Annotated in this window: 19 protein-coding genes and 10 tRNA genes; 28 read left to right on the forward strand and 1 reads right to left on the reverse strand. The window is 45.8% G+C overall.

Features of this window, described 5'->3' with window-relative positions:
- Positions 1 to 62: 62 nt before the first annotated feature.
- From rlmD to rpoS, 13 genes are all read left to right on the forward strand, one after another.
- Positions 63 to 1400, forward strand: a complete 1338-nt coding sequence (gene rlmD, locus K5Q92_RS07205) for a 23S rRNA (uracil(1939)-C(5))-methyltransferase RlmD (RefSeq protein ID WP_220768340.1) — start codon at positions 63 to 65, stop codon at positions 1398 to 1400.
- Positions 1401 to 1616: 216 nt separating this feature from the next.
- The gene (gene relA, locus K5Q92_RS07210) at positions 1617 to 3824 is read left to right on the forward strand and encodes a GTP diphosphokinase (RefSeq protein ID WP_220768341.1); all 2208 of its coding nucleotides are present in this window, start codon (positions 1617 to 1619) and stop codon (positions 3822 to 3824) included.
- 121 nt (positions 3825 to 3945) lie between these two features.
- Complete coding sequence (gene mazG, locus K5Q92_RS07215) at positions 3946 to 4749, forward strand: nucleoside triphosphate pyrophosphohydrolase (RefSeq protein WP_220768342.1); 804 nt, start codon at positions 3946 to 3948, stop codon at positions 4747 to 4749.
- A gap of 115 nt (positions 4750 to 4864) precedes the next feature.
- Positions 4865 to 6505 (forward strand): CTP synthase, encoded by a 1641-nt coding sequence (locus K5Q92_RS07220; protein WP_220768343.1) that lies wholly within the window; start codon positions 4865 to 4867, stop codon positions 6503 to 6505.
- Positions 6506 to 6628: 123 nt separating this feature from the next.
- Positions 6629 to 7924: a phosphopyruvate hydratase gene (gene eno / locus K5Q92_RS07225; RefSeq protein WP_220768344.1), complete on the forward strand. Its 1296-nt coding sequence runs from the start codon at positions 6629 to 6631 to the stop codon at positions 7922 to 7924.
- A gap of 90 nt (positions 7925 to 8014) precedes the next feature.
- Positions 8015 to 8311: a cell division protein FtsB gene (ftsB, locus tag K5Q92_RS07230; protein WP_220768345.1), complete on the forward strand. Its 297-nt coding sequence runs from the start codon at positions 8015 to 8017 to the stop codon at positions 8309 to 8311.
- Between the two features lie 51 nt (positions 8312 to 8362).
- On the forward strand, positions 8363 to 9058 hold the full coding sequence (ispD, locus tag K5Q92_RS07235; protein WP_220768346.1) for a 2-C-methyl-D-erythritol 4-phosphate cytidylyltransferase: 696 nt from the start codon (positions 8363 to 8365) through the stop codon (positions 9056 to 9058).
- 43 nt (positions 9059 to 9101) lie between these two features.
- Positions 9102 to 9581 carry a 2-C-methyl-D-erythritol 2,4-cyclodiphosphate synthase gene (gene ispF, locus K5Q92_RS07240; protein WP_220768347.1) on the forward strand — a complete coding sequence of 160 codons (480 nt, stop codon included), beginning with the start codon at positions 9102 to 9104 and terminating at the stop codon, positions 9579 to 9581.
- A 65-nt stretch (positions 9582 to 9646) separates the two neighbouring features.
- The gene (gene truD, locus K5Q92_RS07245; protein ID WP_220768348.1) at positions 9647 to 10714 is read left to right on the forward strand and encodes a tRNA pseudouridine(13) synthase TruD; all 1068 of its coding nucleotides are present in this window, start codon (positions 9647 to 9649) and stop codon (positions 10712 to 10714) included.
- Complete coding sequence (gene surE / locus K5Q92_RS07250; RefSeq protein ID WP_220768349.1) at positions 10711 to 11457, forward strand: 5'/3'-nucleotidase SurE; 747 nt, start codon at positions 10711 to 10713, stop codon at positions 11455 to 11457. Before truD ends, surE begins: the two co-directional genes overlap by 4 nt.
- 118 nt (positions 11458 to 11575) lie before the next feature.
- On the forward strand, positions 11576 to 12211 hold the full coding sequence (locus K5Q92_RS07255; protein ID WP_220768350.1) for a protein-L-isoaspartate(D-aspartate) O-methyltransferase: 636 nt from the start codon (positions 11576 to 11578) through the stop codon (positions 12209 to 12211).
- A gap of 79 nt (positions 12212 to 12290) precedes the next feature.
- Entirely contained in the window at positions 12291 to 13181 is an 891-nt protein-coding gene (locus tag K5Q92_RS07260; protein WP_220768351.1) for a peptidoglycan DD-metalloendopeptidase family protein, read from the forward strand.
- 75 nt (positions 13182 to 13256) lie between these two features.
- Positions 13257 to 14225, forward strand: a complete 969-nt coding sequence (gene rpoS / locus K5Q92_RS07265; protein ID WP_220768352.1) for an RNA polymerase sigma factor RpoS — start codon at positions 13257 to 13259, stop codon at positions 14223 to 14225.
- 111 nt (positions 14226 to 14336) lie between these two features.
- Here the strand turns inward: rpoS and mutS are convergent, their stop codons facing one another.
- Positions 14337 to 16916 (reverse strand): DNA mismatch repair protein MutS, encoded by a 2580-nt coding sequence (mutS, locus tag K5Q92_RS07270; RefSeq protein ID WP_220768353.1) that lies wholly within the window; start codon positions 16914 to 16916, stop codon positions 14337 to 14339.
- Positions 16917 to 17236: 320 nt separating this feature from the next.
- On the opposite strand from mutS, the gene recA reads away from it, so the two are divergent.
- From recA to oadA, 15 genes are all read left to right on the forward strand, one after another.
- Positions 17237 to 18304: a recombinase RecA gene (gene recA, locus K5Q92_RS07275; protein WP_220768354.1), complete on the forward strand. Its 1068-nt coding sequence runs from the start codon at positions 17237 to 17239 to the stop codon at positions 18302 to 18304.
- 367 nt (positions 18305 to 18671) lie between these two features.
- Positions 18672 to 21296, forward strand: coding sequence for an alanine--tRNA ligase (gene alaS, locus K5Q92_RS07280; RefSeq protein WP_220768355.1), 2625 nt, complete (start codon positions 18672 to 18674; stop codon positions 21294 to 21296).
- 466 nt (positions 21297 to 21762) lie between these two features.
- On the forward strand, positions 21763 to 21960 hold the full coding sequence (csrA, locus tag K5Q92_RS07285) for a carbon storage regulator CsrA (RefSeq protein ID WP_006082602.1): 198 nt from the start codon (positions 21763 to 21765) through the stop codon (positions 21958 to 21960).
- A 433-nt stretch (positions 21961 to 22393) separates the two neighbouring features.
- Positions 22394 to 22485: transfer RNA gene (locus tag K5Q92_RS07290), tRNA-Ser, on the forward strand.
- 21 nt (positions 22486 to 22506) lie between these two features.
- A tRNA-Arg gene (locus tag K5Q92_RS07295) sits at positions 22507 to 22583 on the forward strand.
- Between the two features lie 30 nt (positions 22584 to 22613).
- Positions 22614 to 22690 (forward strand) — tRNA-Arg (locus K5Q92_RS07300).
- A gap of 34 nt (positions 22691 to 22724) precedes the next feature.
- Positions 22725 to 22801 (forward strand) — tRNA-Arg (locus K5Q92_RS07305).
- A gap of 32 nt (positions 22802 to 22833) precedes the next feature.
- A tRNA-Arg gene (locus tag K5Q92_RS07310) sits at positions 22834 to 22910 on the forward strand.
- A 21-nt stretch (positions 22911 to 22931) separates the two neighbouring features.
- Positions 22932 to 23008 (forward strand) — tRNA-Arg (locus K5Q92_RS07315).
- 9 nt (positions 23009 to 23017) lie between these two features.
- Positions 23018 to 23109 (forward strand) — tRNA-Ser (locus K5Q92_RS07320).
- A 71-nt stretch (positions 23110 to 23180) separates the two neighbouring features.
- Positions 23181 to 23257: transfer RNA gene (locus tag K5Q92_RS07325), tRNA-Arg, on the forward strand.
- A gap of 35 nt (positions 23258 to 23292) precedes the next feature.
- Positions 23293 to 23369 (forward strand) — tRNA-Arg (locus tag K5Q92_RS07330).
- A 9-nt stretch (positions 23370 to 23378) separates the two neighbouring features.
- A tRNA-Ser gene (locus K5Q92_RS07335) sits at positions 23379 to 23470 on the forward strand.
- Between the two features lie 717 nt (positions 23471 to 24187).
- A complete protein-coding gene (locus K5Q92_RS07340; RefSeq protein ID WP_220768356.1) occupies positions 24188 to 24433 on the forward strand; it encodes an OadG family protein in 246 nt (81 codons plus the stop codon).
- Positions 24434 to 24453: 20 nt separating this feature from the next.
- The gene (gene oadA, locus K5Q92_RS07345; RefSeq protein WP_220768357.1) at positions 24454 to 26265 is read left to right on the forward strand and encodes a sodium-extruding oxaloacetate decarboxylase subunit alpha; all 1812 of its coding nucleotides are present in this window, start codon (positions 24454 to 24456) and stop codon (positions 26263 to 26265) included.
- The last annotated feature ends 7 nt before the right edge of the window (positions 26266 to 26272 follow it).

Raw genomic sequence — 26272 nt, forward strand, 5'->3', positions numbered from 1 at the left:
AATCGATAGACTGCCAGATATTGACCTGTGTTGGCCAGTTTTTTATCTATTTTGAGAGTAAAATGGCACAATTTTTTAAAGCAAAACCAAATAGATCTAAGCAATTATCGTCGAAGTTATCGCTGAAGGTGACGCAACTGGATCACCTAGGTGCAGGTATTGCCCACCACGACGGTAAGATTGTTTTTATCAATGGCGCGCTGCCTGATGAAACCGTATCGGTGCAGCTAACGGAGCAGAAGAAAAAGTTTGCTCGAGGCAAGTTACTGAAAATTGAGAAGCGCTCTGCCGAGCGAGTTTCACCTCTGTGCCCACATTTCGATAAATGTGGCGGCTGTGATCTGCAGCATCTAGATATTGACGCTCAGCGTCAACATAAAGCCAATACCTTGGTCGATTTGGTGAATAAGTTTGCTCAAACCCAGGCGGGGGAAGTGTGTGAGCCCCTAAGCGATAACGCATGGCACTATCGCCGTCGTGCCCGTTTAGCCACATGGTTTGATAAAAACACCAAGCATATTAGCTTAGGTTTTAGGGCGAGTAGCAGCAGTGACGTGGTTGAGATCCAGTCCTGCGCCGTGTTAGCCGAGCCATTGTCGGCGTTAATTCCAGACTTGGCTTTCATGCTTAATCAGTTAAGCGGTAAGAAAGCCCTAGGCCATGTTGAACTCACACAAGCTGATAACGGTAACTTTGTGGTGCTTCGTGTGACTAAGGCACTCTCGGATAAAGATAAGGCTAAGTTAGTTGAGTTTGCCGAAAAGCATGCAGTGTTCGTGTTACTACAAGGTGATGAGGGGCAATGCGAGCATTTAAATGGCACGGGTGAGCAACCTTATTATACTTTCGATGATAACCAAGTAAAACTTAACTTCTCACCAGGCAACTTTATTCAAGTGAACGGTCAGATTAACCACGCCATGGTCAGTCAAGCCGTTGAGTGGCTATCACCCAAGGCGGGGGAGCGAGTGTTAGACCTGTTCTGTGGGATCGGCAACTTTAGTTTGCCGTTAGCAAAAGATGGCGCCGAGGTGATAGGTGTTGAAGGTGTGCAGGCTATGGTTGAGCAGGCAAGAGTTAATGCTAAACAGAGCGGTTTAGATAAGGTCTCATTTTATCATGCGGATCTCAGCGCAGACCTATCGAAAGAACCTTGGTTAGGTAAGATCGATAAGATGCTAATCGATCCGGCTCGAGCGGGGGCCTATGAGAGCATGCAATCACTGAAGAAACTAAAGCCTAAGGCCTTAGTCTATGTTTCTTGTAATCCAGCTAGCCTAGCCCGTGATAGTGAAGTGATTTTGTCGCAAGGTTATCAACTTAAAAAGATTGGATTAGTGGATATGTTCCCACAAACCCATCATTTGGAGTCGATGGCACTGTTTGAGTTAAAGAATTAAACAAAAAGACACAAATAGATACATTTAGTGAAACCTTTTGCTTAAATATAACTCATACAAATCAAAGTCTGGCACTATAGGTGTTTTTAGTCGCAATTGTCTGCTTTTGCGCATTGACAATAACGGCTGAATGGCGAATATAGTGCTTATCAATTTAAAGGGTAGGGTTAAGCGTTTGTTAACCTCTATCTGGGGTATGTAAAGGAATCAAATTTAATGGTATCTGTTCGTGAAGCACATTTTAGCGACCCTGATTTTCAATTAGATGAGTGGGTGCAACGTTATATTAGTGATGCTTCGGAAGCTCAAATTCTATTGGCCTTAATCGAGCGGGTCGAACTGCTTGTGGGCCAAAAGAAAGAAGCGAACGTTACCGTGTTAAGACGTGCGCGTGAGATGATTGAGATCCTTGCGCCACTGAATATGGATATTGAAACCTTACAGGCCGCTATTTTGTTTGTGGTGTTTGATGCGGGGATTATCTCCCAAGAAGATGTCGAAGAGGAGTTTGGCGCAAAGCTGGCCGTCTTGGTGTCGAGTGTAGAGACCATGAACGCCATCGGGGCGCTTAAGGTCGACAACCAGACCCGCAGTGGTGAGCCGCAGATCGATAATATTCGTAAGATGTTATTGGCCATGGTGGAAGATGTGCGTGCGGTGGTGATTAAACTTGCAGAGCGTATCTGTTTGCTACGTGAGATTAAGAATGCCGATGAAGAAGTGAAAGTCCTTATCGCTCGCGAGATTGCCGATATCTATGCGCCACTGGCTAACCGTCTTGGTATTGGTCAGCTTAAGTGGGAACTAGAGGATATCTCATTCCGTTACCTGCACCCGCAAACTTATAAAGATATCGCCAAGCAGCTCGATGGTAAACGCCTCGATAGAGAGACCTTTATCGATGACTTCGTCAGTCAGCTACAGGCGCGTCTAGATCAAGACCAGATCCGCGCGAAGGTCTATGGCAGACCTAAGCATATTTACAGTATCTGGAAGAAGATGAAAGGCAAACAGCTCAAATTTGATGAGCTATTTGACGTCCGTGCGGTCCGTATCGTGACCGATCGCTTGCAAGATTGTTATGGCGCCTTAGGGGTGGTGCATACGCTATGGCACCATATTCCACGTGAGTTTGATGACTACGTGGCTAACCCTAAGCCTAATGGCTATCAGTCTATTCATACCGTGGTGGTTGGGCCGGAGGGGAAAACCGTCGAGATCCAAATCCGTACCGAGCAGATGCATGAAGATGCTGAGCTTGGGGTTGCGGCGCACTGGAAGTATAAAGAAGGCAGTGCCAGCGGTAAACAGAGCGGCTATGAAGATAAGATCAACTGGCTACGCAAAATTCTGCAGTGGCAAGAAGATGTGGCCGAAAGTGGCAACTTGGTCGATGAGGTGCGTAGTCAGGTCTTTGAGGACCGAGTCTATGTGTTCACGCCAAGTGGCGAAGTGGTCGATTTGCCGTTGGGGTCAACTGTACTCGACTTTGCTTACTATATTCACTCCCATGTTGGGCATAAGTGTATCGGTGCCAAGGTCGATGGCCGCATCGTGCAGTTTACCTATCAGGTCGAGACGGGACAGCGCATCGAGATTATAACCTCTAAGCACCCGAACCCTAAGCGTGATTGGCTCAATCCAAACTTGGGCTACATTCAGACCTCCCGTGCTCGCTCGAAGATCCAGCACTGGTTTAAACAGCAAGATAGAGATAAGAATATTGTCGCTGGTCGAGAGATGCTTGAAGCCGAGCTGTCTCGAATTAATCTTCACATAAAGGATGCACAATCAGCGGTAGAGCGATTCAACTTGGTGAGCATGGACGATCTACTCGCTGGGATTGGTGGCGGAGATGTGCGCCTTAACCAAGTGGTGAACCATGTTCAAAGTCGCCTTCGTACTAAAGAGCTCACCGACGAAGAGGCGGTTGAAGATTTAGTTAAGAAGAGCCAGAGTAAGGCACCCCAAAAGGGCAAGGGCCAGGTCGAGGTCAACGGTGTTGGTAACTTGATGAGCCATATTGCCAAGTGTTGTCAGCCTGTACCGGGTGATGAGATCTTCGGATTTATTACTAAGGGGCGCGGGATATCGGTTCACAGAGCCGACTGCGATCAAGTTAAAGAGCTTATACGCGCCGCACCTGAACGCTCGGTCGATGTGGTCTGGGGCGAGAACTATTCCGGTGGTTACAAGATCCGTTTAAGTATCCTAGCCAACGACTGTTCGGGCTTACTGCGGGATTTAACTTCGGTACTAGCCGCTGAGAAGACCCATGTGATGGCGATGAGTTCAAGCTCAGATGTCAAAACACAAACGGCAACCATCGAGCTGGAGCTTGAGTTATACAATCTAGATGGTTTATCGAAAGTGTTATCGAAAATAAACCAGGTAGATGGCGTCATCCAAGCACGCAGACTATAACTGAATACAGATTGATAAAACGGCAACTTCAGGTTGCCGTTTTTATTTGCGGCTCTATCAAGCACAATTACAATAGCTGCTAGCCGCGAAACAATATTAGAGACAAATTAGGATCCTTTAAATGACTAAGAAAATGGGTGACACCCAACCTTTGTTAGCAATTATGCAAAAGCTGCGTGACCCCAAGACGGGATGCCCTTGGGACAGGGCTCAGGAATTTCAAACTATTGTGCCCTTTACCCTAGAGGAAGCCTATGAGGTCGCCGATACCATTGAGCGTATGGCACTCGATGAACTGCCCGATGAGCTAGGAGACTTGCTGTTTCAGGTGGTGTTTTATTGCCAGCTTGGTAAAGAGCAGGGGCTTTTTGATTTTGATACTGTGGTTGAGCGGATCTGCACTAAGCTCACTCGTCGCCACCCGCATGTATTTGAAGGTTTAGCCACCAACAGCACCGCACAGATAAAGCAAAATTGGGAACAGTTAAAGGCGGATGAGCGTAGGCAGCGCTCGCTTGAATCTGTGCTCGATGATATACCTCTGGCGCTGCCAGCGTTATCGCGTTCGATGAAGATCCAAAAACGTGTCGCGCGGGTGGGGTTTGACTGGGCAGAGCTAAAGCCTGTGGTCGCCAAAATCCATGAGGAGATCGACGAGGTTATTTTTGAAGTTGAACAAGACACAGTCGATGAGACGAAAGTGCAAGACGAAATGGGCGATCTCTTATTTGCCGTAGTGAATCTTGCTAGGCATTTAGGTGTGGAGCCAGAAAAAGCGTTAAGGCAAGCGAATCAAAAGTTTGAGCGACGCTTTAGAGGTGTCGAAGCCTATGCGCAAGCCGATGGTCGAGCCTTAAACGAACACACTCTTGAAGAGCTGGATGGCTACTGGGATCAAGTCAAACAGGATGAGTCGAATAAATAACTTAAGTTTTAAGTTAATTCTAGTTTGTCGAATCCCGGTTGCTTTGGTATAATATTGCCCCGTCCTAGTGCTTTCTTACAAGCACATATTTCCAACTCATTTTCTCAGGTTCAGCATGACTACAAGGTATATCTTCGTTACTGGTGGCGTGGTTTCATCACTAGGTAAAGGCATTGCAGCAGCTTCTTTGGCTGCAATATTAGAGGCTCGCGGCCTTAACGTAACTATTATGAAGCTGGATCCATATATTAACGTCGATCCAGGTACCATGAGTCCAACACAGCACGGTGAAGTGTTTGTGACTGAAGACGGCGCTGAAACTGATCTAGATTTAGGTCACTACGAGCGTTTCATCCGTACTAAGATGAACCGTCGTAACAACTTTACTACGGGTCGTATTTACGAAGAAGTATTGCGTAAAGAACGTCGTGGTGACTACTTAGGTGCAACCATTCAGGTTATCCCACACATCACTAACGCTATCAAAGAGAAAGTGCTTGCTGGTGGCGAAGGCCATGACGTTGCTATCGTTGAAATCGGTGGCACGGTTGGTGATATCGAATCACTACCATTCCTAGAGTCTATCCGTCAGCTAGGCGTAGAGCTTGGTCGTGATAGAACCCTATTTATGCACCTAACACTTGTGCCTTTCTTAGGCGCTGCAGGCGAAGTGAAAACTAAACCAACACAGCATTCAGTTAAAGAGCTACGTTCAATCGGTATCGCTCCTGATGTATTGGTTTGTCGTGGTGATCGCGCAATCCCTGCAAATGAAAAAGCTAAGATTTCGCTATTCTGTAACGTTGAAGAGCGTGCAGTTATCTCACTAAAAGACGTAGACAGTATCTATAAGATCCCTGCGCTGTTAAAAGCACAAGGTCTAGATCAGCTTGTGACTAAGCGTTTCGGTATTGAGTGTAAAGAAGCTGATCTGTCTGAGTGGGAAAAGGTTATTTACCAAGAAGCTAACCCAACGGGTGAAGTTACCATTGGTATGGTTGGTAAGTACATCGAACTACCTGATGCATACAAGTCAGTTAACGAAGCACTAAAGCATGCCGGTCTATTCAACCGTGTATCAGTTAATATCAAGTATATTGACTCACAAAACGTTGAAGCTAAGGGCGATGAAGTCTTACAAGGCTTAGACGGTATCCTAGTTCCTGGTGGATTCGGTGAGCGTGGTGTTGAAGGTAAGATCATGGCGGCTAAGTACGCTCGTGAGAATAACCTTCCATATTTTGGTATCTGTTTAGGTATGCAGGTTGCACTGATTGAGTTTGCACGTCATGTTGCAGGTCTTGAAGGTGCGCATTCAACAGAATTTAAGCCAGATACTCCGCATCCAGTTGTTGGTTTGATCACTGAGTGGATCAACGAAGATGGCCAAGTTGAAGAGCGTCATGAAGAGTCTGACTTGGGCGGCACTATGCGTCTAGGTGCTCAGCTATGTCACTTAGAAGAAGGCACTAAAGCCGCAGCAGCTTATAAGGCTAACACTTGTGTCGAACGTCACCGTCACCGTTACGAAGTGAACAACAACTACAAAGAGTGTCTTGAGAAAGCGGGTCTAATCTTTAGTGGTCTATCATCTGACCGCTCATTGGTTGAAATGATCGAGCTACCAAACCACCCATGGTTTGTAGCGGGTCAATTCCACCCAGAATTTACATCGACTCCTCGTGATGGTCAGCCGTTATTTGAAGGCTTTGTTGCTGCCGCAGCTGCCTACCAAAAACGTGATTTAGAAGACTAATTACGCAGAACCGCTCCCATGCTATGGGGGCGGTTTTTTTGTTTCTAGCGATGTAATAACTGCACAGAATTTCGTTTTACTTTTATCTTTAAATTTATCTTTAAAACTTAAATCGAGGGCATTATGGCTAAGATTATTAACATTATCGGTCGCGAAATCATGGATTCTCGCGGTAACCCAACAGTTGAAGCCGAAGTTCATTTAGAAGGCGGATTCATGGGTATGGCTGCTGCACCGTCAGGCGCATCAACAGGTAGCCGTGAAGCACTGGAACTACGTGATGGCGACAAAGCCCGTTACATGGGTAAAGGTGTACTAAAGGCTGTTGAGAACATCAACGGACTTATCCGCGATGCGTTAATGGGTAAAGATGCGACGGCTCAAGCTGAACTTGACCAGATCATGATCGATGTAGACGGTACTGAGAACAAAGATAAGCTAGGCGCGAATGCGATTCTTGCTGTTTCTTTAGCTGCTGCTAAAGCGGCTGCAGCATTTAAAGGTGTTCCTTTATACGCGCACATTGCCGACCTAAATGGCACGCCAGGCCAGTACTCTATGCCAGTTCCTATGATGAACATCTTGAACGGTGGTGAGCACGCTGATAACAATGTCGATATCCAAGAGTTCATGGTTCAGCCTGTTGGCGCTAAGAACTTCCGTGAAGCACTACGTATGGGCGCTGAAATCTTCCATAACCTAAAGAGCGTACTTCAGTCTAAAGGCTTGAACACTGCTGTAGGTGATGAAGGTGGTTTTGCACCAAACCTAGCATCGAACGCTGACGCACTAGCAATCATCAAGGTTGCTGTAGAGCAAGCGGGTTACAAGCTAGGTACTGACGTAACATTAGCACTAGACTGCGCGGCATCTGAATTCTACAAAGATGGTCAGTATGATCTATCGGGTGAAGGCAAGGTTTTCTCTGCGAACGGTTTCTCTGACTTCCTTAAGTCACTAACTGAAGAGTATCCAATTGTTTCTATCGAAGATGGCTTGGATGAGTCAGATTGGGATGGTTGGGCTTACCAGACTCAAATCATGGGTGACAAGATCCAGCTTGTTGGTGACGATTTGTTCGTAACTAACACTAAGATCCTAAAACGCGGTATCGACAATGGTATTGCAAACTCAATTCTTATTAAGTTTAATCAAATCGGTTCACTAACTGAGACTCTAGCGGCAATTCGCATGGCGAAAGATGCAGGTTACACAGTTGTGATTTCACACCGTAGTGGTGAAACTGAAGATGCAACCATTGCAGATCTAGCGGTTGCGACTTCTGCTGGTCAAATCAAGACGGGTTCACTATGCCGTAGTGACCGTGTTGCTAAGTACAACCAGCTGCTTCGCATTGAAGAACAGTTAGGCGAGAAAGCACCTTACAACGGTCTTAAAGAGATCAAAGGTCAAGCATAAATCGCTATAAACTTTAAAAAGGCCACCACTCGGTGGCCTTTTTTGTTGTACTATCTGGTTAATATTCTCAATTTCTTGCTATTTAGAATCATGAAACGGCTTCTTTTTGTATTAATTGCTCTACTTGCCATGCTCCAGTATCGCCTGTGGTTGGGTGATAAGAGCCTTGCTGACTCTTTTCATCTGCAGGAGCAAATCAGGCTGCAGCAGCAAAGTAATGCGCAATTGGTTGCTCGAAACCAAGTCTTAAGAGAGGAGATCAATGATCTTCGCAGTGGCACCGAGGCCTTAGAAGAGCGAGCCCGCAATGAGTTGGGTATGGTTAAAGAGGGGGAGACCTTTTTCCGCGTCGTTGGAGGTGATCGTGGGGATAACCCTAGTCACTGATTTTTGCTTAAATAATTATAGAAATATGCCGCTATTACATGGAGCTCTAGCATGAGCCAAACCCCTAAACATATTATTGCGATTGTTCCTGCTGCCGGAATTGGTAGTCGTATGGGCGCAGAAATTCCTAAGCAGTATTTACAGCTCAATGAACAGAGTATCTTAGGACATACATTGGACTGTCTTTTATCCCATCCTAGCATCGAAAAGGTGATTGTCGCGCTAAATCCGGAAGATGAATTTTTTGCAGATTTAGCGCAGGCCAAGCATTCAAAGTTACAGGCTGTAATCGGCGGCAAAGAGCGTGCCGATTCTGTGCTTTCTGCTTTAATGGTTGCAGCCGAAGATAGCTGGGTTTTAGTGCATGACGCGGCGCGCCCGTGCCTCACCCATCAAGATATCGACAAGTTAATTGCCTCGGCTGCCACTTTTGTACAGGGCGCTATTCTAGCGGCTCCGGTGCGTGACACCATGAAGCGAAGTAACCCACAGGGCTTAATTACTGAGACCGTTTGCCGCGAAAATCTATGGCATGCACTGACGCCGCAGTTTTTCCCTGCCCAAACTCTAAAGCAAAACTTAGGTGACGCTCTAGCAGCAGGTGCACTAATTACTGACGAAGCCTCGGCTATGGAGTGGGCAGGTGTTGCCCCTGGGATTGTTGCAGGGCGCGCCGATAATATTAAGGTGACTCACCCAGATGATCTGCAGCTGGCCTCACTCTTTCTTAAGAGTGCCGCTCAATAGGCTGAGCTAAAAAACTTATTTAGATAGATAAACGGGAATACCGATGAAAATTCGAATTGGTCATGGTTTTGATGTGCATAAATTTGGTGGCGAGTCGCCACTAATTCTCGGTGGCATTACCGTACCCTATGAGGTCGGTTTGATCGCACACTCAGATGGAGATGTGGTCCTACATGCGATCTCTGATGCGATTCTTGGAGCAATGGCGCTGGGAGATATAGGTAAGCATTTTCCCGATACCGATCCGGACTTCAAGGGCGCCGATAGCCGAGTGCTATTAAGACACTGCTATAAACTGGCTAACGATATGGGCTATAGCTTATCAAACCTTGATGTGACTGTGATTGCTCAGGCACCTAAAATGGCACCGCATATCGAAGCCATTCGCACCGTGCTCGCAGAGGATTTAGCATCGGATATTAGCGATATCAACGTCAAGGCGACTACCACCGAAAAGCTTGGTTTTACTGGCAGAAAAGAAGGCATTGCAGTAGAAGCTGTGGTGCTGATGGCTAAGTCATAAAAAAGCTTTTTATAGAAAGGCTAAGTCATAGTTAAATTAAGCTATAGATAGAAGATAAACAGATTATGAGCGAACTACATTATTTATACGGTCAGCCAACCTCGACGGCTGATCTTCGGACCCATAATAGCGATTTTCAGGTACAGGAGATCCTGCCTTTTGCACCTACGGGCGAAGGTGAGCATCACCTGTTGCATATTCGCAAAGAGGGACTGAATACAGTTGAAGTCGCTAAGAAGCTATCGAGCTTTGCCCATGTGCACCCTAAAGAGGTGACGTATGCAGGTCAAAAGGATAAACATGCAATTACCGAGCAATGGTTTGGTGTGCGTATTCCAGGCAAAGAGACCCCTGACTGGCAGCAGCTCAATAGCGAGCAGATAACAGTGCTAAGCGCATCAAGACACAGTAAGAAGCTACGCATCGGCGCATTGGCAGGTAACCGTTTTACCTTAACTTTGCGTAATGTCAGCGATATGGCTGATGTGGTTAAACGTATTGAGCTTATTAGTGAGCAGGGGGTGCCTAATTACTTTGGTGAGCAGCGCTTTGGTCATGATGGTAAAAACTTAATGTTTGGTCGTCAGATGTTTACCGGCCGCAAAGTCAAAGATAGAAATAAGCGCAGCATGTACCTGTCTGCAGTGCGCTCCAACCTGTTTAATCTTGCCTGCTCTGCTCGTTTAGCGGCTCATGGTGTCACACCGTTAGCAGGCGATTGCGTATTGTTAGCGGGAAGTAAGAGCTACTTTGTCGCTGAAACTTGGGATGAGACTCTGTTAGAACGTCTAGCAAAAAAGGATATCCAGTTATCTGCGCCGTTATGGGGGCGTGGTTTACCACTTGCGCAAGCTGAGGCTGCTGAGTGTGAGGCGGCAGCACTTGAGTCCCTTGCGATAGATAAAGACGGTTTGGAGCAAGCGGGACTCAATCAAGAAAGACGTGCATTGTTACTTGAGCCACAACATCTGCAATATGAAGTCGATGAAGATACCATTATTTTAAAATTTGCATTACCATCAGGTTCTTATGCCACTTCGGTGCTACGTGAGCTGTTTGTATACCAAGATGTTCAAGAGGTGGCACGCCAACAAATGCTGGCTGAGCAAAGAAATGCTGAGGCGCAGCAATGAAGATTCTGATCAGTAATGATGACGGAGTGAATGCCGAAGGCATAGCGGCTTTAACTCGAGCCATGAGCCAGATCGCTGAAACCCTGACTGTAGGACCTGATAGAAACTGTTCTGGGGCGAGTAATTCGTTAACCTTGACCAACCCGCTGCGACTGAATACCTTAGACAATGGTTTTATCTCTGTAAGTGGTACTCCGACAGACTGCGTCCATTTAGCGATCCGAGAGCTATACCAAGATGAGCCCGATATGGTGGTCTCAGGTATTAACGCGGGTGCGAACATGGGGGATGATACCTTGTATTCGGGGACTGTTGCTGCAGCAATGGAAGGGCGCTTTCTGGGTTTCCCTGCGATTGCCATCTCGCTGGTTGGCTATGAACACTATGAAACGGCGGCTCATTACGCGTTAAAAATTGTCAAAGCTTTGCAGGAAAACCCTGTCGCTCAAGATAAGATCTTGAACATCAACGTACCAGATTTGCCGTTGTCTGAAGTTAAGGGAATGAAGATCACCCGTCTCGGTGCAAGACATAGAGCGGAAGGTATGGTGAGAACCCTAGATCCAGCAGGGAAGGAGATCTTTTGGTTAGGTCCACCGGGCGATGAGCAAGATGCCAGTGAAGGCACCGACTTTTATGCGGTGGCCAATGGCTATGTGTCTATTACTCCACTCACAGTGGACTTAACGGCTTTTGAGCAGCTTAAGACATTAGATAACTGGTTAGCTAAAATATCGGACTAGCACAGGCCTATAATCAGCGCTTTACGGCATATTGCCGATGAAAAGCTTTTACCGATAGCCCTATTGAGACGGGCTATCACAGTGTTAATTATCGTAATAAATATTGGAAAATAGATCTATGAACCCTGTTGCCTCAACATCAGCATTGAATCTTGCAAGAAGTCTGTATGAGGCTGGGATCCGCAATGAAGCAGTATTACAGGCTGTGGCAAATACGCCGAGGGAGCAGTTTCTCGATCCGGCGCTTGGACATAAAGCCTACGAGAATACCGCCCTGCCTATAGGTCAGGGACAAACCATTTCCCAGCCCTATATTGTGGCGAGAATGACTGAGATTATCTTGCAAGCCAAACCGACTAAAGTGCTTGAAATTGGCACAGGTTCGGGTTATCAGGCAGCGGTTTTAGCAAAGTTAGTGCCTCAGTTGTGTACGGTTGAACGAATTAAAAGCCTGCAGATCCAAGCAAGGCAAAGGTTAAAAAAGCTTAACTTACACAATATCGCTTTTAAATACGGTGATGGCTGGCAGGGCTGGCCGAGTAAAGGTCCCTACGATGCGATAATGGTAACGGCGGCAGCAAGCTCAATTCCTGAGGCGTTAGTGGCACAGCTTGCCGAAGGTGGTGTGTTAGTGATCCCAGTAGGAGAGACCCAACAGCGCTTGTTAAAGGTGACTCGCATTGGCGAGCAGTTTACATCAGAGGTTATTGAGGACGTGCGTTTTGTACCACTTGTTAGTGGCGAACTTGCTTAGGCTTAGCACTGGCACATTTAGCGACAGATAATAACTTAGTCGTATAGACAACAGGATGGTTTGGGGTGAAGAGTTAAGAATGAGGTTCGTTTGCTTTTATTGTGTCTGCACGTTGCTACTTTCAGGTTGTAGTTTTCAATCTGAAAGGCCTGCTCCTGTAGAATCTATCAATGGTCCTCAGACCCCATCGATCAGTAAAGGATCGATTAAGGGAAGTCGTTATATCGTTAAAACAGGCGATACTTTATATTCTATTGCTTGGGGAGCGAATAAAGATTTTGTGGATCTTGCCAAGCAAAATCGCCTACCAAAGCCTTATACCATCTACCCTGGGCAAGTATTGAGTCTTAACTCTAAAAAAACTGTTACAAATAGCCAAAGCGTCAAGAAAACGTCTAATTCAACGGTTAAAACGGCCTCTAAAAGCAATGAAAGTGCTAAAAAACAAACTGTTAGTAGTAAGCCTGCAACATCGAATAGCCAAAGTAATGGGTCAAAAAAACAGCTTGATCCTGCCACAAAGCCTGCGTATTCTGTAACAAGCGGTCAACAAGATGTTAACCGAGTTGTCCACAAGCCAGCCGAGCTCCCAACGAAAGTGAGTCGATGGTCCTGGCCTGTGAAGGGTAAGGTGATTGGAACTTTCTCTGCCAAAGAGCAGGGAAATAAAGGGATAAAGATCGCCGGTAACCGAGGTGATGCAATTAAAGCGGCTGCAAGCGGTAGAGTCGTTTACGCAGGTAGTGCACTTCGGGGGTATGGGAACTTAGTCATTATTAAACATAGTGACGATTACTTAAGTGCTTATGCCCACGCTGATAAGATCTTAGTTAAAGAAAAGCAAACTGTTAATGTTGGACAAACAGTAGCAACAATGGGAAGCACTGGCACAAATCGGATCATGTTACATTTTGAGATCCGCTACCATGGAAAGTCAGTAAACCCACTTAATTTTTTGCCTAAACAATAGTTGTTGGGCCGCCATTTTGGCAAATCGGAGGATAGTGAAGTGCAGTAGTTAAATGTAAAATTCGGGAGATATATTATGGGCAGATTAAATAGTGCCGTTGTCGCAGAGCAACCTAACAGCCACTCTGCAGAAGATTCATCAAGTGATCTTACTAAACAGGATGTAAAAGAAGCGGAATTAGAACAACAAGTACAAGATGATTTACAGAAAAACTTAGATGCCACACAGTTGTATCTAGGTGAAATTGGATTTTCCCCTCTCCTTAGTGCGGAGGAAGAAGTGTATTTTTCACGTAAATCCCTTAAAGGGTGTGAAAAGTCTCGTAACCGCATGATTGAAAGTAACCTCAGATTGGTCGTTAAAATTGCGCGTCGATACAATAATCGCGGCTTAGCGCTGCTTGATCTTATCGAAGAGGGTAATTTGGGCCTGATCCGCGCCGTAGAGAAGTTTGACCCTGAACGTGGTTTTAGATTTTCAACCTATGCCACATGGTGGATTAGACAGACGATTGAGCGAGCGATCATGAATCAAACGCGAACCATTCGACTTCCCATCCATGTTGTCAAAGAGCTAAACGTTTATCTGCGTACAGCTCGAGAACTGGCGCATAAGTTAGACCATGAACCTACGGCAGAAGAGATTGCTGATCAGCTAGAGTTGCCGAGCGCAGATGTAAGCCGAATGCTTAAGCTCAATGAAAGAATAACTTCCGTCGACACGCCTTTAGGCGGTGAAAGCGACAAAGCATTACTAGATGTACTCGCAGACGATGATAAAGTTGGACCTGACTATAAAGTGCAAGACGAAGATATGTCTAAGTCAGTAGTGAAATGGTTAGATGAGCTTAATACCAAGCAAAGAGAAGTGTTAGCGCGCAGATTTGGTTTGCTAGGTTATGAGCCTTCTACTTTAGAAAATGTGGGTAAAGAGATAGGACTGACTCGAGAAAGAGTACGACAGATCCAAGTTGAGGCGCTTAAGCGTTTGAAAGACTTGCTAGGAGCACAGGGACTATCGGTTGAAGCGATATTTAGAGTATAGCGTTTGATACCATCAATCGAGATAAGATAAATAAAAAGCGCAGTTGCTAATCAACTGCGCTTTTTTGATCCTGCCTCTATCTATCTCGTGTTTAACTAGGCTTAAAGGGGGCTATAAAGCCAGTTTCTTAAGGTTATAGAGATAATCAAGAGCCTGCCTTGGCGTCAATTCATCGGGGTTCATCTTCTCTAGGGCTTCAAGCACAGGAGAGGGAGCTGGTGATGAGAAGCTAATACTTTGCTGTAGAGGCTGTTGGGTATCGTTATGATTAACTTCATGATCTCGGCTTTCCAGCTGATGTAGCTTATGTTTTGCAGCGCTGATGACACAATTTGGCACACCCGCGAGTGCAGCTACCTGCAGTCCATAACTGCGGCTGGCGGCTCCCTCTTGGACAGCATGCATAAATACGATGCTGTCACCATGTTCGACCGCATCTAAATGCACATTCTCGACATTTGATAACTGCTCTGGCAGCTGAGTCAGCTCGAAGTAATGGGTGGCAAACAACGTCATTGCCTGCAACTGTTTCGCCAAATACTCAGCTGCTGACCAAGCAAGCGACAGGCCATCATAGGTAGAGGTTCCGCGACCAATTTCATCCATCAAGACTAAGCTGTTTGGCGTGGCATTATGTAAGATATTGGCGGTTTCTGTCATTTCTACCATGAAGGTTGAGCGACCAGAGGCCAAGTCATCTGATGCGCCAATACGAGTAAATATTCTATCGACAGGGCCAATCACTGCGTGCTCAGCTGGTACATAACAGCCGATATGTGCCATGAGTGTGATCAAGGCAACTTGGCGCATGTAGGTCGATTTACCGCCCATATTCGGGCCTGTAACGATCAGCATCTTTCGCTGGGCATTTAAGGTCACTGGGTTAGCGATAAATGGACTTTGGCTAACTTGCTCAACAACGGGGTGACGACCTGCTTCAATCTGGATCCCGGACGTGTTTGATAGCTCTGGACAATGGTAATTTAAGCTTTCAGCACGTTCGGCAAAGTTACATAACACATCAAGTTCTGCTGATGCTTTAGCAAAATCTTGCAGTTCATATAGCTTAGGCAAGATAAGATCGAACAGCTGTTCCCATAGCTGCTTTTCAAGTGCCAGTGCTTTGCCTTGGCTCGATAGGACCTTTTCTTCATGTTCCTTAAGCTCAGGAATAATGTAGCGTTCGGTATTTTTTAGCGTTTGTCTGCGCTGGTAGCTTAAGGGCACCAGATCGGATTCGCGGCGACTGACTTCAATATAGTAACCATGGACGCGGTTATAGCCGACTTTGAGAGTTGAGATCCCCGTCTGTTCTTTCTCACGTGATTCGAGTTCTTGTAGATAATCGGTGGCACCTTCGCTCAGCTTGCGCCATTGATCTAACTCTTCACAGTAACCCTCACGGATCACGCCACCATCGCGAATAAGCATAGGCGGATTATCGACAACGGCGCGAGACAATAGCTCGAGCTCTGCAGGAAACTCACCGATGACTTGCGACAAATACTTAAGATGAGGTGCATTGGCCTGAGTGAGCGTCTGTTGCAATTGAGGCAATAGTGCTAAGGCTTGACGTAGTCGGGCAAAGTCTCGCGGACGGGCGTTGCGCAGTGCGATACGCGCAGTAATACGCTCCACATCACCGAGCGCTTTAAGATCTTCAGATAGGACCTCAAAGTGACCAGTGGACATCAGCTCTTCAATCGAGCTTTGTCTCGCTCGAATAATGTCATGATTGCGCAGAGGCTGGTGGATCCAGCGTTGCAGCATGCGGCTGCCCATAGGCGTCACAGTATTGTCGAGCACAGATGCTAGGGTATTTTCACGTCCACCCTGTAGGTTTACCGTGAGCTCTAAGTTACGACGGGTAGCGGCATCTAGCACTATGCTGTCGGACTGATTAAAACGCACGATAGAGTTGATATGGGGCAGAGCCGTACGTTGAGTGTCTTTCACGTACTGCATTAAGCAGCCAGCAGCCTGTAAGGAAAGTCGTGCGTCTTCAATACCAAAGCCTTTGAGATCTTTGGTGCCAAACTGATTAAGTAAGAGACGATGGCAAGTATCGTAATCAAACTCCCACTCTGGACGACGGCGAGTACCGTTCATGCCTGAAATTAGACTCATCTGAGAGAAGTCTTCACTATAAAGCAGTTCAGCAGGGTTGGTACGTTGTAGCTCAGCTTCTAGCGCTTCGGTATCGGCAAGCTCTGTAATGACGAAGCGCCCCGATGCGACATCTAATGTGGCATAGCCGTAGCCAGTCTTACCTTGATAGAGCGCCGCGAGCAGATTGTCTTGACGTTCTTGCAGTAGCGCCTCATCGGTTAATGTACCCGGGGTTACAATCCGCACCACTTTACGCTCAACTGGACCTTTAGAAGTGGCTGGATCACCAACCTGCTCACAAATAGCCACAGATACGCGTAACTGAACCAGTTTTGCTAAATAGCCTTCTACCGCATGGTAGGGCAGGCCAGCCATAGGAATAGGGTCGCCGCCGCTTTTGCCTCGGGCCGTTAAGGAGATCCCGAGTAGTTCAGATGCCTTTTTAGCGTCTTCATAAAAGAGCTCATAAAAATCGCCCATGCGGTAAAAGAGCAACATATCAGGATGTTGGGCTTTTAACGTCAAGTATTGACGCATCATAGGAGTGTGTTTTTCTAAGCTTTGAGGATCAATAGCGGTCATCGATTTGTTTTGCCTGTCATTTACTGTGGCAGCTTGAAGTGCCTTAAACAATATTGGTGTCAATATTAACAATATTTTGCAGCATTGAGGCGTAATTCTTACAGTGTTTCGGTAATAAATTACTGTGGATAAATCTCTATGCTTATCAAGTGCATGATTTACTTGAAGATATAAAATATTTTTACACAGTACTTGATACTGTATGATTGTACAGTATACTAGTTTCATATTGAGGCTCTAGCGAAGGCAAATTGAGTCGTCACTCAAATGATAAATCAGTGTGCAACTGTGTTTGCGCTATGATCCAGAGGATATTAGGAATGAAGATAGATCCAAATAAAGAGAAAGCATTGAACGCCGTTTTAGGACAGATTGAGAAGCAGTTTGGTAAAGGCTCAATCATGAAGTTAGGCGAAGACCGTTCAATGGACGTAGAAACGATTTCTACTGGCTCATTAGCTTTGGACGTGGCGTTAGGTGCAGGCGGCTTACCTATGGGTCGTATCGTTGAGATCTATGGTCCAGAATCTTCAGGTAAAACAACGTTAACTCTTGAAGTTATCGCTGCAGCGCAAAAGCAGGGTAAGACCTGTGCCTTTATCGATGCTGAGCATGCACTTGATCCTATCTACGCTCAAAAGCTAGGTGTAGATATCGACAATCTATTATGTTCACAGCCTGATACTGGTGAGCAGGCGCTTGAGATTTGTGATGCACTGACTCGAAGCGGCGCAGTAGACGTGATTATCGTTGACTCGGTTGCAGCATTGACACCAAAGGCTGAAATTGAAGGCGAGATTGGTGATTCTCACATGGGTCTTGCGGCGCGTATGATGAGCCAAGCAATGCGTAAGCTTGCGGGTAACCTTAAGCAGTCAAATACACTGCTTATTTTCATCAACCAGATTCGTATGAAGATTGGTGTTATGTTCGGTAACCCAGAGACCACTACTGGTGGTAACGCACTTAAGTTCTATGCTTCTGTTCGTCTAGATATCCGTCGTACAGGTGCGATTAAAGATAGAGAAGAAGTGATCGGTAACGAGACTCGCGTAAAAGTGGTTAAGAACAAGATCGCTGCTCCGTTCAAACAAGCTGAGTTCCAGATCCTTTATGGTCAAGGTATCAACAGCACAGGTGAGCTAGTTGACCTAGGTGTGCAGCACAAGCTAATCGAAAAGTCTGGTGCTTGGTATAGCTATAAAGGTGACAAGATTGGTCAAGGCCGAGCAAATGCTGGTAAATACCTAATCGAAAACCCTGCAGTGTCAGATGAAATCGAAACGACACTGCGCGCTATGCTATTAGGCAATGGTGAGAAGGTGAGTGCAGAACCCGCTGATACCGCTGGCGATAACATCGACTTAGAGACCGGCGAAGTATTTTAAGCTTGCCAGCTAGATAGCAGACGACTTAGTCTGCTATCTAGCAATCTTCGAAAAGCACTGACCCTAAATCCTTCTGTTTAAACTCTCACTTCTAGTTTGTTTAGAGCTGTCGTTCAATAACATTAGCTCTTTTTCGTTAAAAGCGGCTGTATAGCCTAAATTCATCAGGTTTTCTCCAATAGTAAGCCACTATTTAATATCCCTCAGTTAGTCGCTATCGCGTTTTAGGCTGTTAATTTATGCTCCTCACGCAGTTTTGCATTAACAGGGCTGGTTGTTGGGCATGACTCTGCTTATAATGCTATCCATAAAAATTTATCACTCAGCTCTTTAGGGCTATTTGCTCAACCTAATTCAGGACGGTTTCATGTATCAAACCACTGCGGCACTGCGAAGTGCTTTTTTGGAATATTTCCGCACAAATGGTCACCAGGTCGTTGATAGTAGCTCACTCGTTCCAGGGAACGATCCGACTCTACTGTTTACCAATGCGGGTATGAACCAGTTTAAAGATGTGTTTTTGGGGGCTGATAAGCGTAATTACACAAGAGCAACCTCTTCACAGCGCTGCGTTCGTGCGGGCGGAAAGCACAATGACTTAGACAACGTTGGCTACACAGCACGTCATCATACTTTTTTTGAAATGTTGGGTAACTTCAGCTTTGGTGATTACTTTAAAGAAGACGCGATTCGTTTTGCTTGGACTTTCCTTACTGAAGAGCTAAAGCTACCGAAAGAGCGTCTTTGCGTCACGATTTATGAAACCGATGACGAAGCGTTTGATCTTTGGACTCAAAAAATTGGTGTCGCAGCAGAAAATGTTATCCGCATTGGCGACAACAAAGGTGCACCATACGCCTCTGATAACTTCTGGCAGATGGGCGATACAGGTCCATGTGGTCCTTGTACAGAGATCTTCTATGATCACGGCGATCATATCTGGGGTGGACGTCCTGGCACGCCTGAAGAAGATGGCGACCGCTTTATCGAGATCTGGAACATCGTATTTATGCAGTATAACCGTCAAGCTGACGGTGAAATGAAGCCACTACCCAAGCCATCGGTTGATACGGGTATGGGTATTGAGCGTATTGCAGCGATTATGCAGGGCGTACACTCAAACTACGAAATTGATATTTTCCAAGCTTTGATTAAGAAGACGGCATCTATTCTTGGCGTAACGGATCTTGAAAATAAATCTTTGCGCGTGATCGCAGACCACATTCGCTCGTGCGCATTCCTAGTGGCAGATGGTGTGATGCCTTCTAATGAAGGTCGTGGTTATGTACTTCGTCGTATTATCCGCCGCGCCGTGCGTCACGGTAACAAGCTTGGTGCAACCGATAGCTTCTTCTATAAATTAGTGCCAACTTTGATCGAAGTGATGGGCGATGCAGCTAAAGGCTTGCAAGAGACTCAGGCTATCGTTGAGAAATCACTAAAAGCGGAAGAGGAGCAGTTTGCTCGTACACTAGAACGCGGCCTAGGTATTTTAGATGCGGCGCTAAATGAACTAACAAGCAAAGAGTTAGATGGCGAAACTGCATTTAAGCTTTACGACACCTATGGTTTCCCTGTCGATTTGACTGCTGACGTTTGTCGTGAGCGTGATATCACAGTTGATGAGGCGGGTTTTGAAGCCGCTATGGCGGAACAGCGTAAGCGTGCACAAGCTGCCGGTCAATTCGATACTGACTATAACGAAGGTCTTAAGATTGACGAGCAAAGCAGCTTTACCGGTTACACTGAGCTGAACGATAAGGCTGTCGTGTCTGCAATTTATAAAGCGGGCGATGCTATTGAGTCTATCGCTGCTGGCGAAGAAGCGGTTATCGTTCTAGATAGCACACCATTTTATGGTGAGTCAGGCGGTCAGTGTGGTGACAAAGGTGTACTGATAGCTGATGGTATCGAGTTTGCTGTGACTGACACACAGAAGTATGGTCAAGCGATTGGTCATATCGGACGCGTTATCACTGGTGAAATCAAAGCTGGCCAAGCATTGTCTGCGAATGTTGATAAGAAACTTCGTCATAGAACAGAACTAAACCACTCGGTGACTCACCTTCTTCATGCGGCGCTTCGCCAAGTGTTAGGGACACATGTGACTCAGAAAGGTTCTTTGGTTGATCCTGAGCGTCTACGTTTTGACTTCTCTCACTTTGAAGGTGTTAAAGCCAGCGAGCTAAAAGAAGTAGAAGAGTTAGTGAATACCCAAATTCGCCGTAACCACGAACTGACTGCAGAAGTGATGGATATCGAAACCGCCAAAGAGAAAGGTGCTATGGCACTATTTGGTGAGAAATACGATTCAGAAGTACGTGTTGTTACTATGGGGGATTTCTCTATCGAACTATGTGGTGGTACTCACGTAGGCCGTACTGGTGATATAGGTTTATTTAAGATCACTTCTGAGGGCGGTATCGCAGCAGGCGTACGTCGTATTGAGGCGGTAACAGGCGCAGCGGCGATGGCTTATGTTGCCAAGCAGCAAGCACAGCTTGAAGAAGCGGCTGCACTATTGAAAGGCGATAGCGCTTCAGTCGTGGCTAAGCTAAAAGCTCAGCTTGATAAGACTAAGTTACTTGAAAAAGAGTTATCTCAGTTAAAAGATAAGTTGGCTGCAGCGACCAGTGCTGATCTTGCAGGAGACGCCGTTGACGTTAATGGCGTTAAAGTCCTTGTGAAGAAGTTAGAGGGCGTTGATGCGGGCGCACTACGCGGTTTGCAAGATGAGCTTAAGCAGAAGCTACAGTCTGGTATTGTGGTACTAGCGATTGCGGGTGATGCTAAAGTGAATCTGATAGCTGGCGTCACGAAAGATCTTACTGGCAAGGTTAAAGCCGGTGAGTTGGTTGCTTCTATCGCAGCGCAAGTTGGCGGTAAAGGTGGTGGACGTCCTGATATGGCTCAAGCTGGCGGTAGCCAACCAGAGAACCTTGATGGTGCCTTAGAGCAAGTTATTCCATGGATCTCAGCTAAGCTTGCTTAAGCATTAGTGATAAACAGATAAAAAAACGCCCTTGATGGGCGTTTTTTTATGAAATAAACAAAATGGTTAGTTTTAAGAGAAGAGGGCGCTGTATCTTCAGTTGTAGTTTTACTTCACCATAGAACTTCATTAGTTAGCCGAAAATATCATCAAAGGGATAAACCAACACCAAGAAAATGGCTATTTGTTTGATTAAAGTATCGACAATGTGGCGTCAGGTTTGGGGAATATACGCTTTCATGTTAGTTTAATGTCAATGCTTGATACTGCAGTTATCGAGTAAAGATCATTCTTAATATGGTTAAAAAGGTTTCAGGCAAATAACTGTGATTTAATACGAAAAAAGGTGTAATTATTTGACGCTTTTCTAATAGAATACTGTTAATTTGTACTAAGCTAACCTTATAATACAAATATAACGGAATTATGCCGTATAAAGCAGAACTAGGAACTAAAGGAGCAAGTAATGCTAATATTGACTCGTCGTGTTGGTGAAACACTGATGATTGGTGACGAAGTAACTGTCACTGTATTAGGCGTTAAAGGTAACCAAGTAAGAATTGGTGTAAATGCACCTAAAGAAGTCTCTGTACATCGTGAAGAGATTTACCAGCGCATTCAGTCTGAAAAGTCAGGTACGCCGTCAGAAGGCGGTAACTTTTGATCTGAATGGATCACTTAAGAATTTTAGAAGCCAGTTTTTAACTGGCTTTTTTATTTTTGGGTTTTAGGCGCCGGTGTGAATAGATTTTTGAGTTGTGCTTCAGCATTCATTCCCAAAGCAGAAGTTTCTCTACTATGATGAGATTTGCCTGCCTATTCAGCCTAAAAAGTCAGGTACGCTTCTCGATGGCGGTTACTTTTGAGCTGAATGGGTCACTTAAGCCTCATTGAGCACCAATAAAAAACCAGTAAATAACTGGCTTTTCTATTATCTGGAGTTATTTAATCCTAAATAATATGCTGAAATAAACGGCTTTAAGCGGCAGGTTAGACTGTTATGCAGACAAGATGCTTAAAAACAGCTCAAACGGAAATGGTTTCTTAAAAAGGGTTTGACTTATTTTCGGCAGACAGTAATATGTGCGCCAAGAAACGGAGAGGTGGCCGAGTGGCCGAAGGCGCTCCCCTGCTAAGGGAGTATGGGCTTTAACTCCCATCGAGGGTTCGAATCCCTCCTTCTCCGCCATTTCTTACAATAGACAACGATGCGGATGTAGCTCAGCTGGATAGAGTACCTGGCTACGAACCAGGCGGTCGGAGGTTCGAATCCTCCCATCCGCACCATTTCTATTGATGTGATAAATGTTTTGATGAGCGGATGTAGCTCAGCTGGATAGAGTACCTGGCTACGAACCAGGCGGTCGGAGGTTCGAATCCTCCCATCCGCACCATTAAATCATTTATAGCAGTAAACATTCTATATGCGCGGATGTAGCTCAGCTGGATAGAGTACCTGGCTACGAACCAGGCGGTCGGAGGTTCGAATCCTCCCATCCGCACCATAGAATCAGTTTACCGCAGATATTTTATATGAGCGGATGTAGCTCAGCTGGATAGAGTACCTGGCTACGAACCAGGCGGTCGGAGGTTCGAATCCTCCCATCCGCACCATATGAAATAGTACCGAATTTTGCGCGTGTAGCTCAGCTGGATAGAGTACCTGGCTACGAACCAGGCGGTCGGAGGTTCGAATCCTCCCACGCGCACCATGTTTTGACGGAGAGGTGGCCGAGTGGCCGAAGGCGCTCCCCTGCTAAGGGAGTATGGGCTTTAACTCCCATCGAGGGTTCGAATCCCTCCTTCTCCGCCATCATTCGAACAAAAAACCGCAACTATGTTGCGGTTTTTTGTCCTCAGAATGATTGTGAAAGTTTTATATGAGCGGATGTAGCTCAGCTGGATAGAGTACCTGGCTACGAACCAGGCGGTCGGAGGTTCGAATCCTCCCATCCGCACCATATAAAACCTGTTAGATTTAGATTGTACCGAGTTTGCGCGTGTAGCTCAGCTGGATAGAGTACCTGGCTACGAACCAGGCGGTCGGAGGTTCGAATCCTCCCACGCGCACCATGTTTTGCCGGAGAGGTGGCCGAGTGGCCGAAGGCGCTCCCCTGCTAAGGGAGTATGGGCTTTAACTCCCATCGAGGGTTCGAATCCCTCCTTCTCCGCCATTCATACAAAATAACCGCACCTAGTGCGGTTTTTTTGTACCTGTGATTTACTCAAGCTGTGTAGGAGTTACGACTTCTCTCGCCACTAACACTTCTCATATGACAACCCAGATGAATAGGTTATAAGTCGATCTGACGCTGCTGCTCTTGGTTTATACTCGCTCTAATACAGCGTTTTAAACGGCTTGTATAACATCTATCTCTTTTCGTCTCTTATCGCGTTCAACAGTACCTTCAGTGTCTTTCTCTTGCGCTGGCATGTGACGGTCTTCTTATTCATAACTACAGTTCTATGTTCACAGACGTTGCCTAAAAACCATGCCAGAAACCCATGTTGAGGATTGCATAAAATTTCATTTCGGTTTGTTTTGGCAATATCTGTTCTTTTTTCTGAATTCATTTTTCCGTAAATAGGCTGTTAAATTTGAAATAGTCGCTGTTTAACTCTGTTCATTATCGTATGTTCAGTTTTAGCCTTGTTTTAATGTGTTTTTAATAGTCGTTGCCAGTTAATAATTGTTTTTATGGTATGACCAATTTACAACTGGTTCGCTACTTTGTTATAAATTAGTTATTGTTAAAGTCGGTACTAGCCCTTTGACAGTAAACCTGTACCTGAAATGAATGGAATAAATTGCATAGTGTGTGAATAAGTAGTGAATATTTATTTCTAAAGTTTCAATTATATTCACAACTTCATACCAATGAGAGGAAGAGATGGCTTCAATATCTGAGCAGTTATATGACGCATTGGGGATCATGATACTAGGCATGTCACTAGTATTTGTTTTTCTCAGTATTCTTATTGTTGTGATGAAATTGGTTGCTCGACAGTTTGGGCCTACGCCTAAGTGCGATAGCCCTGTTACCGATAGTCAACCGCAATCGAGTCAATCCGCCGTGAGCCCGTTAATGGCCGCGGTAATTACTGCTGCAATTCATCAGCACCGTAAAAAAGCATAATAAAAGTAGGGAGTTTTTGTATGAGCAAGCCATTGGCTTTAACTGATGTCGCCTTAAGGGACGCACACCAATCTATTCTCGCTACTCGTTTGCGTACCGAAGATATGTTACCTATAGCGCCACTACTGGATAAAGTCGGCCTATGGTCTATTGAATCGTGGGGCGGCGCGACATTTGATTCCTGTATTCGTTATTTGGGTGAAGATCCTTGGGAGCGCATTCGTGAATTGAAGAAGGTGATGCCAAATACACCCCAACAGATGTTGCTACGTGGCCAAAACCTATTAGGTTATCGCCATTACGCTGATGATTTAGTTCACCGTTTTGTTGAGCGGGCACATACCAATGGCGTCGATGTATTCAGGGTATTTGATGCCATGAACGATGTGCGTAACCTCGAAACCGCAGTTAAATCTGTCATTGATGTTGGCGGACATGCGCAAGGCACATTGTCTTATACTACTAGCCCTGTACATAACTTAGATACTTGGGTCGACATGGCTAAGCGTATCGAAGATATGGGCTGTCACTCATTATGCATTAAAGATATGGCAGGGCTTTTAAAGCCGTTTGAAGCATTCGAACTGATCAGCCAGATCAAATCACAAACCGACCTAGTTTTGTCTCTACATTGTCATGCGACCACAGGTCTGAGCACGGCAACCTATCAAAAAGCTATTGAAGCAGGCATCGATGTACTCGATACGGCAATCTCTTCAATGAGTCAGACATATGGTCACAGCGCAACAGAAACCTTGGTTGCTATGGTAGAGGGAACCGAAAGAGCAACGGGCTATGATATGGCGTTGCTAGAAGAGATCGCGGCCTATTTTAGAACCGTTCGTAAGAAGTATGCAGCTTTCGAAGGCGAGCTAAAAGGCATCGATTCACGTATTCTTCGTGCTCAAGTGCCAGGTGGCATGCTTACTAACATGGAGAGCCAGCTTAAAGAGCAGGGCGCTGCAGATAAGTTAGACCTAGTGCTTGAGGAGATCCCTCGTGTACGTGAAGACTTAGGTTTCTTACCATTAGTGACACCAACGTCACAAATTGTCGGCACCCAATCAGTGATTAACGTACTGACAGGCGAGCGTTATAAGTCGCTTACCAAAGAAACCGAAGGGGTACTCAAAGGCGAATATGGTGCGACTCCAGCCCCTGTAAATACTGAACTGCAGCAGCGAGTTCTCGCTGGTCGCGAAGCGATTACCTGCCGTCCAGCAGATCTGCTCGAATCTGAGTTAGAGAAATTACGCTTAGAGCTAAAAGAGAAAGCCGCCGCTGAGGGCATTACGCTGGCTGAAGAGCTCGATGATGACGTTCTGACCTATGCGCTATTTCCACAGATTGGTCTTAAATTCCTTAGTAATCGCAATAACCCCGATGCGTTTGAACCAAAGCCGGAAGTGGCTGCTAAAGCATTAGAGCAGGCTAAACAAGCGGAGATTGCAGCAGCCAATAAGCAGGGTCCAGAAACTTATACGGTTACCGTTCAAGGACAGAGCTTTGTGGTTGAGGTTGCCGAAGGTGGCGATATCAGCCAGATCACACCTACTGAAAATGTGGTGCCGTTTACTGCTCCTGTACAAGCGGCACCTGTGGTGGATCTGTCTGCGGTTAAGCATGAGCAGAATGCGCCTCTGTCAGGCAATATCTTTAAAGTACATGTATCGCCTGGCGATAGTGTTAAAGAGGGGGATGTGGTGATAATCCTCGAAGCGATGAAGATGGAAACCGAAGTTCGTGCTGAGGCCGATGGAGTAATCTCTAAGGTTTGGGTTAAAGAAGGTGACGCTGTAGCAGCGGGTAGCCAATTGTTGGCATTAGCTTAGGGGTCAT

The sequence above is a fragment of the Shewanella sp. MBTL60-007 genome (genome assembly GCF_019654915.1).
Taxonomy (GTDB): Bacteria; Pseudomonadota; Gammaproteobacteria; order Enterobacterales; family Shewanellaceae; genus Shewanella.